Genomic DNA, 11215 nt, shown 5'->3' with positions numbered 1-11215 from the left:
GTCATTCATGACGCAGGGTACTGCGCGCGGGTTGGTGGGCGGCGCGCGCTAAATATGACGCTAGTGGGACACGGCATTTTCAATGACGTGTCCCACTAGCCTGCCGCGGGCCCATCTCCAAGCAGTTGCCGCTTCAATTGCGGCACCGTGGTGTTTTTCCCGATAAAAACTTCCAGCATCAGCCGCGCGAATCCCGGGTCGTCGATCCTTCCCACCGAAACCCCGTCATAAAACGCTTCAGCGCCCCAGGGCTGAAATTCGATGCTCACATCCTCTCCGGCTTTTACCGGGCGCAACGCCGCCAGAAACTGCGCCAGCCGCGCTTGCGAGAGCACACACGGCGCAACGCAGTTCTTCGTTAACCCCCTGCGCCAGGCGCCGCGCATCGCGCTCACACCAACACCATGCACAAAATGCATCTGCACCAGCTTGATCCCGGGTGAGGCCAAAATCGCTTCAGCATCATGGCTCGGCTGCTGCAAATACAAACCCGCGACATAAATATGGATGCCCAGCACCGAATAGGTGCGTAGCCCGATGCCGTTCAGTTGCAGCTGCGTTGTCCCCACGGTTTGCGTGTCCGGCAGGCTTACGCCCGCAAGCTGCGCCGCCACTGCCGGCCGCAAGCCGAAATCCAGCATCGCCAGCACCATGAAAACAATCCCCGGCTTGCCGGACAAGCCCCGGAGCACCCTAGAAAGCCTTCCAGAAATCATAGGCGCAGCTTACACTCACCGGAATATTCGGATGCGCGTTGGCCTCCGCGGCACTCGTCGCCTCGCCGGTTGCAACCGAGCGCGCCAACCCGTTGAGCATGCCATAAATCGGCCCCGTGGTTGAGCCCGTCACGTTGCGCGCGGCGTTGCTGGCATTGTATTTTTCCAGCGCCTGACACTCATTTCCCGTATTTTCTGCGATCAGCGGCACCGCGAAAAACAACACGATCCCCGCCACCACGAGTGGAAGCCCGACAACCCCCGCAACAGACTTCACGGCAATCACTCCTGTATTCAAAAATCAGTGCAGCGTCCGTTCTTTTCCCAGTCGCCATAGCGTGTCGGCTCGGGGCCTTTCTGTCCGCCAATTTCCGGCGGCAGCTTTATCGTCTGCGGCTTTGCTGGCACTGGCTGCAAGTTTTCTGTCTCAGGCTTTTTATCTGTATCCATGTCCCCACCATAAACTTAAATCGCTTACTGTGAAGCTGCCTGCGCGGCCTCGCCAATCCGCTGCACATCCAGCGGCCGCCACGAAGCATTCTGCGGCGCATTCGCCAGCGATTGCTTGAAATATCCCAGCGCCTCGGGCGTAATTTCCCCCGCCTGTTCCGCCAGCGCCTCACCCAGATACGCCTCGCCCTGGCTGGCATCCGCCGAATTGGGATCTTCCGCCGCCAGGCGCGCCCGCAACTCCGTCACGAACACTGCCAGTTTCGCCTGCGCCGCCTGTTCTTTCGCCAGCCACTGCGTATGCGGCTCCGAGGGAACACCAGGCGTACTCCCCGGCAGATACAGCGCAAACGCCGCCACCGGCACGGCCACCACGGTCGCGATCAGCAGCAGTTTCGCATTGCCGTTCCACACCGGCTCCACGCTGCCATCCGCGGTGAGCAAGCGGCGTTCCACCTCCAGCTTCGCCGCCGCATATTCCGCCTCGCCAATCCGTCCATCGGCCAGATCGCGCGCCAATTCCACAAGCTGCGCCTTATGCAGCGCGAGCGCCACCTCGCGTCTTCCCTGCGTTCGCCGCGGTGCGATGAACATCACGGCCAGCGGCAGCATCAGCACCAGGGCCAGCCCCAGCATCATCAAAAATATCATTTCAGTAATTCATCCAACCGTCTGGCATCGGCGTCAGTGAGCGGGGCAGGGGCCTCCGCTTTTGTGCGCCGCATGAGCCAAAATCCAAAAAATCCAAGTATGATGCCGATAAACGGCGAGGCATACAGCGCCCAGGTCAGCCGCATGAACGGCGGCTTCAGCAGCACGAAAATCCCATAACGCTGCACCATGTAATTCATGATGCTCTTGCTGGAATCTCCGGCCACCACATGCTGGCGGATGATCGTGCGCAGCTGCTTCGCCAAATCGGCTGAGGAACCCTCAATGCTTTCATTCTGGCACACCAGGCAGCGCAACTGGCTGCCGATATCCTCGGCCCGCGCCTCCTGCGCCGGGGTCAGCGTCACGCCATCGCGCGTCAATGTCTGCGCATAGGCCAGGGCAGGCACCAACGCGAGCACAAAAAGTAATTTTCTCATGCGTATTTCTGCAACAATGGCTGCAACGTGCCGCTCACCACATCATCGGTTAGCGCCCCGGCGTAACGCCACCGCACAATCCCCTGCTTATCGATGAAATACGTCTCCGGCACACCATAAACCCCCCAGTTGATGGCCGTCAGCCCCGAGGCATCCGCCGCCAGCCGTGTATAAGGGTTACCGTTCGTGCTGATGAAATTCGCCAGATCCTTCGGATGATCCTGATAGGCGATCCCCCAAATCTCAAGCCCCGTCTTGGCAAGTTTCATCAGCATCGGCGCTTCCTGCAGGCAGGGCACGCACCAGGAGGCAAACCAGTTCACCAGCATCGGCTTGGGCGGCGCCAACAAATCGGTATTGCTGAAACCCTGCATCCCATCGGCGCCGGGCAAGTTGAACGCAGGCGGCCGTTTGCCGATCAGCGGCGAGGGCAGGGCGTGCGGGTCGTAATCATTTTCCTGCATCCGCCTCAGGATAATATAAAACCCCTCACCACCGGCCACGGCCAGCGCGAGCGGAATCCCAAACAACAACCGTCTACGCAAAGGCGACATCAGGCCACAGCCCCCGCTGGCTTTTTGCGCGCCGGCGCACCCACCCGCAAGCGCCGGTCGGAGAGTGAAATCCCACCCCCCAGCGCCATCACCAACCCGCCCAGCCATATCTCGGGCGCCAGCGGATGCCGGTTCAACCGCAGCTCCGCCCCGCCCGAGCCCGGCGGTTCAGCCGCAAACACCGCATATATATCCTGGAACCCGTTGGTCCGTATCGCGGCCGTGTTGGTAATCACCTTCTGCGCGCTGAAAAACCGCCGCGCCGGATGCAGCGTCATGAACACCTTGCCATTTTCACTCAACGAAATATCAGCCACCCGCTGCGAAAAATTCGGCCCAGGCGCATCATGAATGTCATCCAGCGTCCAGGTGTAGCCGCCTAGCTGGGTAGATTGTCCAGGCTTCAGCACAATCACCTTCTGCGTCGCCAGCGTCATCCCCGCGATTCCAAGCACCATCATGCCAAAGCCGATGTGCCCGAGCGTCGCGCCCACAGCCGCGCGCGGCAGCGCCCACAGCCGCGCCAGGGAGCTTCCGGCTGAAACCCGGAACAACCTGATCCGCCCGGCAATATCCGTAAGCGCCGCCATCACCACCCAGGCGCCGCCCGCCAGCCCCAGCGCCGCGATCACATGCCGGTTCGCCGCCATCACCAGAAACACCAGCAGCCCCACCGCCGCCGCCAGCCACAATTGCCGCAACACCGGCAACAATGCGGCGCGCTTCCAGGCCATCATCGGCCCCACGCCCATCGCCAGGATAATCGGCCCCGCCAGCGGCAGCACCGTCTCATTGAAAAACGGCGCGCCGATGGAAAGCTGAATGCCAAACAGCAAATTCACGAACGGTGGATACAACGTGCCAACAAACACCACCGTCGCGATCGAGCAGATGAATATATTGTTCAGCACCAGCGCGCTCTCGCGCGAGAGCGGCGCATAAATCCCCGTCGCCGCCAAAATCGGCGCCCTGATGGCAAACAGCAACAGCGAGCCGCCAATGGTAATCGCCAGCAGCGCCAGAATGAACAATCCCTGGTTCGGCGCCGCCGCGAACGAATGCACCGAGTTCAGAATTCCAGATCGCACCAGAAACGTGCCTGACAAACTCAGCGAGAACGTAGCAATCGCCAGCAACACCGTCCACGCCTTCAGCGCCTCGCGCTTCTCCACCACAATCGCGCAATGCAACAGCGCGGTGCCGGTCAGCCATGGCAGCAACGCCGCGTTCTCCACCGGATCCCAGAACCAATACCCGCCCCAGCCCAGCGTATAATAACTCCACCAGCTCCCCAGCGCGATCCCGGCGGTTAAAAAACACCAGGAGATCAGCGCCCACGGGCGCACCCAGCGGCCCCAGGCGGCATCAATGCGCCCCTCGATCAACGCCGCGATGGCAAACGCGAACGCCACCGAGAACCCGACATAGCCGGTATATAAAACCGGCGGATGAAACGCCAAGCCCGGGTCCTGCAAAATCGGGTTAACCCCGGCGCCATCAAGCGGCGGCGGCCACAGCCGCGTGAAGGGGTCAGACACTGTCAGCGTGAACAACAAAAACCCGCCGGAAACCAGGCCCAGCACGCCCAGCACGCGCGCCCTCAACGAGGCCGGCAGCCCGTTGCCGAATGCCGCCACAGTCGCCCCGCAGAGCGAGAGGATGAAGCACCACAGCAGCATGGAGCCATCATGGTTCCCCCATGTGCCGGTAATCCGGTACAGCAGCGGCACCTGGGCGGATGAAAAATTCGCAACATTCTCCACGGTGAAATCCGAGACGACCCCGGCATAGATCAACGCGAGAAACGCCGCCCCGATCGCCAGAAACTGACTCAGCGCCAACGCGGGCGCCCCGCGCATCGCGCGCGGATCGCGCAACCCCGGCGCAAAAATCCCAATTACCCCCTGGGCGAAAGCCAGGGCCACCGCCAGCGCCAGCGCGAAATGTCCAAGTTCCGGTATCACGATCCGCTCCCCTTCACTTTCATGGTGTTCCACGTATCGGCGGCCGGGGCCGGACCGAAGGCCGGATTCCATTTGCCGGCATTCTTCAGCGACTCTTCAACATCCTTGGGCATATAGGTGGACCCATGCTTGGCCAGCACCTCATCGGCGGCAAACTGCCCGCTGGCATTCATCGCGCCGATCGCCACAATCCCCTGTCCTTCGCGGAACAGATCCGGCAGCAGCCCGGTATACACCACCGGCACGGAGGCTTGCCCGTCGGTCACCCGGAAACTTGTCGTCGGCGTGCCGGCGTTGATCACGGTCTTCACAGTCCCTACCTGCACAATGCCGCCGAGCCTGAAGTTCATGCCCGGTGCCGGATGCTTCGCCACCACCGCGCGCGGCGAGAGGAAAAACGTCAGCGTCGAGGAGAACGCCGCCAGCGATAGCCCAACCGCCGCGCTCAAACAAAGCCCAATCGCCAATACCAGATACAACCGCCGCTTCTTCGCGCCGCGCATCAGCGTGTCTCCACGGCGCGCAGGCGCCGCACGGCGCGGCGGTAGCGCGCAAAGGTCAGCCACCCCACGCCGAGCAAAAACGCCACGGTCACACCATAACTGCCGTTGATAAATACCGCGAATTTCATGATTCGCGCTCCGCCGCCGCCACCAATAGCGTTCGTGTCCGCCGTTCCATGATCGCGGCGCACATCCGCGCGCACACCAAAGTCAGAAAACTCAGATAAAACGCAACCGTCGAGATCAGCAACGGATACAGCATGGTGATATAAATTTTCGAGCCGCCGGTAAACGAGATCGTATTGCCCTGGTGCAGCGTATTCCACCACTGCACGGAGAACACGATGATCGGCAGATTGATCGCCCCGACCATCGCCAGAATCGCCGCCGCCCTGTGCCCGTGCGCCGGGTTATCAAACGCCCGTATCAGCGCGATATGCCCCAGATACAAAAAGAACAGCACCAGCACCGAGGTCAGCCGCGCATCCCAGACCCAGTAAGCCCCCCACATCGGCTTGCCCCACAGCGCGCCGGAGACCAGGCAGACAAACGTAAACCCAGCCCCCACCGGGCCGATCTCCTCCGCTGCCAAATCCGCCAGCGGATGGCGCCACACAATGGAGAAGAACGAAACCCCCGCCAGCATCGCATAGCCAGACATCGCAACCCACGCCGCCGGCACATGCACATACATGATCCGCGCCGCATCCCCCTGCTGCCAGTCCGCAGGGGCAAAGGCATAGCCCCACACAATGCCAGCCACCGTTAGCGCGAAGGAAATGGCCGCGGCCCAGGGCAGGGCAGGGCGCACAAACCTTAAAAACCGCCCGGGATTGGCGAAGTAATGCAACCAGGCCCCGGTCTTGCTCATGCGCGCGGCCATCATCACGTTTTCATTCATGCCCGTCTAATAGGCCAGTGCGGCCAGGATTTGAAGCGTCAGGAAATCCGATTACAGTAATGTCATGACAAACTATTGGCTGGTAAAATCCGAACCCGATTCCTTCTCCTGGGATCAACAGGTGCAAAACCGCGTGGAACCCTGGACCGGCGTGCGCAACCATAGCGCCAAGCTCAATCTCATGGCCATGCGCAAGGGCGATCTGGCCTTTTTCTACCACTCCAACATCGGCAAGGAGATCGTGGGAATCGTACAGGTTGCCGCCGAGGCCTACCCGGACCCCACAGCCGCAAGCGGCGCCTGGGTCTGTGTTGACATGCAGGCCCTCAGGCCGCTCCCCCGCCCCATCTCCCTTGCAACCATCAAATCAGACCCCAGGTTCAAAGACCTTGCCCTGGTCCGTCTCTCCCGGCTTTCCGTCGCCCCGGTGAGCGCGCAACACTGGGCAGAGTTGTGCGAATTGGGGGGCGTGAAATGACTGAAACCACGATGGCTGAAACCACGAGGGAGGAAACCGCAATCCTGGGTGGCGGCTGCTTCTGGTGCACCGAGGCCGCCTTCTCCGAGCTTCAAGGCGTCACCGCCGTGCAATCGGGCTACGCCGGCGGTCAGGTTGCAAACCCCAGCTACAAACAGGTGTGCACCGGCGCCACCGGCCATGCCGAGGTCGTCCAGGTCATTTTTGACCCCGCAATCCTCCCTTTTGAGGATCTGCTGCGCGTCTTTTTCACCATTCACGACCCCACAACCCTCAACCGCCAAGGTGCGGACATCGGCAGCCAGTACCGCTCTGTCATCTTCTACCAAAGCCCCGCCCAACACGCCGCGGCTGAAAAAATCATCGCTGAATTTGAAACCGCCGGCGCCTGGGGGCGCAAAATCGTTACCGAACTTTCCCCCGCGCCGGTTTTCTACCGTGCCGAGCCGGAACATGACCAATATTTCGCCCGCAATCCTTATTCCGGGTACTGCAACGCCGTCATCACGCCCAAAATCACCAAACTCCGCAAAATTTTCGCAGCCCGCCTGCGCAAACCCGCCTGAAGTATCATCCATCCCCTCCCAGGCTCTGGCTTGCGGCCGTGCAAACGGCCCTGGTCAAATGGCTCAACGCCGCCGCGTGCAGGCGCACAACGGTCCAATAAAGCTTCACATCCAGCCTTAAATATGGCGGCAGCTCAATCAGGCGGCCCGCGGCGATATGCGGGCGCGCCAGCTCCAGCGGGTGCAGCCCCCAGGCCAGCCCCGCGAGCGCAAGGTCGAGAAACCCCTGCGTGGAAGGCACCCAGTTGGCCAGCGCCGGCAGGCTGAGTCCATACGCCTCGCCCGCCCACCGTGCCTGCAACATGTCGCGCCGGTCAAAGCGCATGCAAGGCGCCTTTGCCAGTGCTGCGGCATCCACCCCCGCGCCGAAATGCCTGGACATGAAATCCGGGCTGGCGCACGCTACATAGCGCAATGCCCCCAGCGCCACCGTCCGGCACCCCTGCACCGGGTCGGGGTCCGCCGTCACCGCGGCCAGAACCTCGCCTGAACGCAACCGGGCGGCCGTATGGGCCTCATCATCCAAAATCAGGTCGAGCAAAATCCCCGTCTCGCGTCCAAAAGCGGCGGCCGCCTGCGGAAACCACGTCGCCAGACTATCCGCGTTCACCGCAAGCCGTAACGTGAGCGGTATGCCGGTCTTGCCGTCCCTCCCGGCCAGTGCCGGGGCCAGATCAACCTCCAGCAACTGCACCCGGTCCAGATGCGCGCAAAGCGTCCGGCCCAGATCTGTGGGCAGGCAAGGCTGCCCGCGCACGATCAACACCGCGCCCAGCCGCTCCTCCAACCCGCGCACCCGCTGAGAAACAGCCGAGGCCGTCATGCCAAGCACAGCGGCAGCCCGCTCAAAACTGCCTTCACGGATCACCGCACCCACCGCGGCCAGAGACGCATAATCCAACATAAACAAGTAATGCTTAACCAACATTAGAAAAACAAGCTTTTTTAATGTAAAACCGGCGGCCATAGCTCCAGGCATGGAAACCTTCATCCCCCCTTTCGCAACTGGCTTTGCCACCTCCGCCGCGCTGATCATCGCCATCGGCGCGCAAAATCTCTTTGTTCTGCGTCAGGGTCTGCGCCATGAGCATATCGGCGCCATCGTTCTATTCTGTAGCGGCGCTGACGCACTGCTGATTGTGGCGGGGGTAAGCGGCGCCGGGGTGTTCCTCGCCGCCGCCCCGCAATTAACCCTGTTGCTCTCGCTTGGCGGCGCGGCGTTCCTGGGCTGGCATGGCATCATGGCCTACCGCCGCATCGGCGGCCCTCATTCGGTGGTCCTGGGGCAGGCCGCACGGCTAACCCTTGGCCAGGCGCTGGCGGCAACCGCGGGGTTTACCTTCCTCAACCCGCATGTCTATCTTGATACCGTTTTGCTCCTGGGCATGGTCGGCTCGGCTCAACCGCCGCACCTGCGCCCGTTTTTCGCGGCGGGCGCAGCCACTGCGAGTTTTCTTTGGTTTTCCGCGCTTGGCTTTGGCGCGCGGCTGCTCAAGCCTGTGTTCATGCGCCCGGCCGCCTGGCGCGTGCTCGATGCCCTGGTCGGCACCGTCATGCTGGCGCTTGCCGCTTCTTTGGTCTTGCATGCTTTGCAGCAATTGGGCTGGCTTGGGTAATTCGTTGTTTTTTCGCACCAAACCCGCACAAATTGGGGTGCAAGTAAAAAATTAAACTTTACTAACAATATGTTAACAAAAATCCTTCACATGTGCTCCACGTGGAGCGCCGGCACAGGCGTCCAAAACCGCAACGCCGCCGCCAGCATCGCCAACTGCATCGCGCACACAACCGCCACACATCCCGGCCAGCCATATTCATGCCAGAGTTCGCCCGGCACCACGCCGCCCGCACTCCCGCCGACGTAATAAATCGCCACATACAGCCCCACAGCGGTTGATTTCGCCTCCCGCGCCGCCACACTCACAAACGCGGTCGCCAGCGTCTGCTGCATGAAAATTCCTGAGCACATCAGCAACAAACCAATCCCGATCAACCAAAGCGGCGATGCCAGCGTCAACCCGAGCCCCGCCCATGCCAGCGGCGCCGCCACCGCCATCACCCGGCGCCGTCCAAACCGGTTGGCCAGCCGTGCCGAAACCGGGCTCATCACCACCCCGCCCAGATACACCACGAAAATTCCTCCCAGCGCCGCCGGGCCGAGAAAATACGGTGCCGCCGCCAGCCGGAAATTGATGAATGTAAATGTCGCCACGAGGTTGAATAAAACGCCAAACCCCACCGCGCATGTCGCCATCAGCCGCACATTGCCCAGATGCAACGCAAACGCCCCCAGCGCGCGGCGCAGCCCGTGGATCGGCCGGAAAAGTTTCTCCTTCGGCAAGGTCGCGGCGATAATCCCCGCCAGCGCCAGCGTCAGCGCCGCAATCGCCCAGAAAGCAGCCCGCCAGCCAAAATTCGCGGTCATCAGCCCAGCCAGCAACCGTCCAAAGAATCCGCCGAAAATCGCGCCGGAGAGATAAGTCCCCGCCAGCCGCGCCGCCGTGCCGCCGCTGGTCTCCTCACCGATGTAGGCAATGGTGATGGTAAAAATGAATGGAAGCATCAGCCCTTGCACGAAGCGGCACAGCACCAGCTCGTTGAAACTCCATGAAGTGGCCGCCAGAATGGTTGGCACCAGCAGCAGAAGCGCCGCCCCCACAATGAATTTCTTGCGCCCGAACCGGTCGGAAATCAGCCCCACCACGGGAGCGGTCACCGCGGTTGCCACCAGCGGGGCCGTTACCGTCAGCCCCGTCCTTGCCTCGGAGACGTGAAACGCCGCCGCCAGCACCGGCAGCAGCGCCTGCGTGCACCACATGTTGATGAACGTCGCAAAACCGCCGGCAAATGCCGCGATATTCAGGCGCACACTGGAACCTTCGCTCGTAGACAGTGATGACATCGTCAGGTTGCGCCAATGCAAACAGAGGGGCGCGATACGGGACGCAATTGCGTCCTTCTCGCATGTAGCTCCGGCATAGCCTTGCTCGCCCCGGTAGGTGAAGCCACCCGCGATGGAAATTGCGGTCAGAACAGTCATGCCCAAAGGGTATGGCACCTCCGCCCTTGGCGCCAAGCAGCTCTCTGCGGCACAACGCCAAAGTGGCGCCAGATTGACCCCGCCGCCTCCCATGTTACGAACACGCATGATGCAAGACCGCACCGCCCTCATCGCCGCCGCCCGCGCCATGTCCGCGCGCGGCTTGGCTCAAGGCACCTCCGGCAACCTCTCCTGCCGCACGGAGCAAGGCATTCTCATCACCCCTTCGGCCATCCCCTATGATCAGCTCACGCCGGAAATGCTCCCCCTGATCAAGCTGGATGGTGACTACGGCGCTTATGACGGCGATTACCGCCCCTCCTCGGAATGGCGGTTTCATTTGGATATTTATCTCGCCCGGCCGCAGACCGGCGCCGTGGTGCATCATCACGCGCCTTACTGCACCGCGCTCTCCATGGCCCGGCGAGAGATCCCCGCCTGCCATTACATGATCGCCCGTTTCGGCGGCGCGCCGGTGTATTGCGCGCCCTATGCCCTGTTTGGCACGGCGGAGCTTTCAGCCCATGTGCTGCGCGCCCTGAAAGAACGTACCGCCTGCCTGATGGCAAACCACGGCGCCATCGCCACGGGCAGAACCATCGAGGCCGCGTTGGCCGCCGCCGCCGAGTTGGAGACCCTGGCGCAACAATATCTGCTCTCGCTTGCCGCCGGCGGGCCGGTGCTGCTCACCGATGCGCAAGTGGCCGCCGCGCTCAGGCAATTTTCCGAAGTCTACGGACCCAACATTAAAAAAATCTAATCCACCGGCGCCAGCCGCCGCCGCGCCGCCGCCGGGTTGTGACCGCCCGGCGGGTTTGCCCGTCCACGGTTGATCTTGAATGAGGAAATCGAACGGCTTATACCAGCAGCCCTAAAGATTGACGCATGCCCAGTCTCTGGTTCCGATTGAGGTAATTCGAGCTGCGTCATTGGCGATGAAATTCCAGGCTTC

General features: G+C 61.9%; 16 protein-coding genes. 4 read left to right on the top strand and 12 right to left on the bottom strand.

Annotated elements, in window-relative coordinates; genetic code table 11:
* Positions 1–95: 95 nt before the first annotated feature.
* From HKL97_RS07230 to HKL97_RS07185, 10 genes are read right to left on the bottom strand one after another with little or no spacing between them, the layout of a single operon-like run.
* A complete protein-coding gene (locus HKL97_RS07230) occupies positions 96–692 on the bottom strand; it encodes a chalcone isomerase family protein (RefSeq protein ID WP_291423881.1) in 597 nt (198 codons plus the stop codon).
* A gap of 1 nt (position 693) precedes the next feature.
* Positions 694–993, bottom strand: a complete 300-nt coding sequence (locus tag HKL97_RS07225; protein ID WP_291423879.1) for a hypothetical protein — start codon at positions 991–993, stop codon at positions 694–696.
* Between the two features lie 17 nt (positions 994–1010).
* On the bottom strand, positions 1011–1166 hold the full coding sequence (locus tag HKL97_RS07220; RefSeq protein ID WP_291423877.1) for a DUF1674 domain-containing protein: 156 nt from the start codon (positions 1164–1166) through the stop codon (positions 1011–1013).
* 24 nt (positions 1167–1190) lie between these two features.
* Positions 1191–1817 (bottom strand): c-type cytochrome biogenesis protein CcmI, encoded by a 627-nt coding sequence (gene ccmI / locus HKL97_RS07215; protein WP_291423875.1) that lies wholly within the window; start codon positions 1815–1817, stop codon positions 1191–1193.
* Positions 1814–2257, bottom strand: a complete 444-nt coding sequence (locus HKL97_RS07210) for a cytochrome c-type biogenesis protein (protein ID WP_291423872.1) — start codon at positions 2255–2257, stop codon at positions 1814–1816. Before HKL97_RS07210 ends, ccmI begins: the two co-directional genes overlap by 4 nt.
* Positions 2254–2811 (bottom strand): DsbE family thiol:disulfide interchange protein, encoded by a 558-nt coding sequence (locus HKL97_RS07205; RefSeq protein WP_291423870.1) that lies wholly within the window; start codon positions 2809–2811, stop codon positions 2254–2256. The genes HKL97_RS07210 and HKL97_RS07205 overlap by 4 nt, the downstream gene beginning before the upstream one ends.
* Positions 2811–4775 carry a heme lyase CcmF/NrfE family subunit gene (locus HKL97_RS07200; RefSeq protein ID WP_291423868.1) on the bottom strand — a complete coding sequence of 655 codons (1965 nt, stop codon included), beginning with the start codon at positions 4773–4775 and terminating at the stop codon, positions 2811–2813. Before HKL97_RS07200 ends, HKL97_RS07205 begins: the two co-directional genes overlap by 1 nt.
* A complete protein-coding gene (gene ccmE, locus HKL97_RS07195) occupies positions 4772–5278 on the bottom strand; it encodes a cytochrome c maturation protein CcmE (RefSeq protein ID WP_291423866.1) in 507 nt (168 codons plus the stop codon). The genes HKL97_RS07200 and ccmE overlap by 4 nt, the downstream gene beginning before the upstream one ends.
* Positions 5278–5406: a heme exporter protein CcmD gene (ccmD, locus tag HKL97_RS07190; protein WP_291423865.1), complete on the bottom strand. Its 129-nt coding sequence runs from the start codon at positions 5404–5406 to the stop codon at positions 5278–5280. The genes ccmE and ccmD overlap by 1 nt, the downstream gene beginning before the upstream one ends.
* The gene (locus tag HKL97_RS07185) at positions 5403–6179 is read right to left on the bottom strand and encodes a heme ABC transporter permease (RefSeq protein WP_291423863.1); all 777 of its coding nucleotides are present in this window, start codon (positions 6177–6179) and stop codon (positions 5403–5405) included. The genes ccmD and HKL97_RS07185 overlap by 4 nt, the downstream gene beginning before the upstream one ends.
* A gap of 64 nt (positions 6180–6243) precedes the next feature.
* Between HKL97_RS07185 and HKL97_RS07180 the strand changes: the two genes are divergently transcribed.
* Both HKL97_RS07180 and msrA read left to right on the top strand, forming a co-directional pair.
* Positions 6244–6657: an EVE domain-containing protein gene (locus HKL97_RS07180; protein WP_291423861.1), complete on the top strand. Its 414-nt coding sequence runs from the start codon at positions 6244–6246 to the stop codon at positions 6655–6657.
* Positions 6654–7223, top strand: coding sequence for a peptide-methionine (S)-S-oxide reductase MsrA (msrA, locus tag HKL97_RS07175; protein WP_291423859.1), 570 nt, complete (start codon positions 6654–6656; stop codon positions 7221–7223). Before HKL97_RS07180 ends, msrA begins: the two co-directional genes overlap by 4 nt.
* Positions 7224–7227: 4 nt before the next feature.
* On the opposite strand, the gene HKL97_RS07170 is transcribed toward msrA, so the two are convergent.
* Positions 7228–8127: a LysR family transcriptional regulator ArgP gene (locus HKL97_RS07170; RefSeq protein ID WP_291423857.1), complete on the bottom strand. Its 900-nt coding sequence runs from the start codon at positions 8125–8127 to the stop codon at positions 7228–7230.
* A gap of 73 nt (positions 8128–8200) precedes the next feature.
* Here HKL97_RS07170 and HKL97_RS07165 point away from each other — a divergent pair, with 73 nt between their 5' ends.
* Positions 8201–8839 carry a LysE/ArgO family amino acid transporter gene (locus HKL97_RS07165; protein WP_291423855.1) on the top strand — a complete coding sequence of 213 codons (639 nt, stop codon included), beginning with the start codon at positions 8201–8203 and terminating at the stop codon, positions 8837–8839.
* Between the two features lie 86 nt (positions 8840–8925).
* On the opposite strand, the gene HKL97_RS07160 is transcribed toward HKL97_RS07165, so the two are convergent.
* Positions 8926–10263: an MFS transporter gene (locus tag HKL97_RS07160; RefSeq protein WP_291423853.1), complete on the bottom strand. Its 1338-nt coding sequence runs from the start codon at positions 10261–10263 to the stop codon at positions 8926–8928.
* Between the two features lie 106 nt (positions 10264–10369).
* Between HKL97_RS07160 and HKL97_RS07155 the strand changes: the two genes are divergently transcribed.
* Entirely contained in the window at positions 10370–11023 is a 654-nt protein-coding gene (locus HKL97_RS07155; protein ID WP_363238539.1) for a class II aldolase/adducin family protein, read from the top strand.
* Positions 11024–11215: the final 192 nt, after the last annotated feature.

The sequence above is a fragment of the Acidocella sp. genome (assembly GCF_013044125.1).
In the GTDB taxonomy this organism is placed as follows: Bacteria; Pseudomonadota; Alphaproteobacteria; order Acetobacterales; family Acetobacteraceae; genus Acidocella.
The sequence above is the reverse complement of the archived record's forward strand: the minus strand, read 5'-3'. Positions and strand labels throughout refer to the sequence as shown.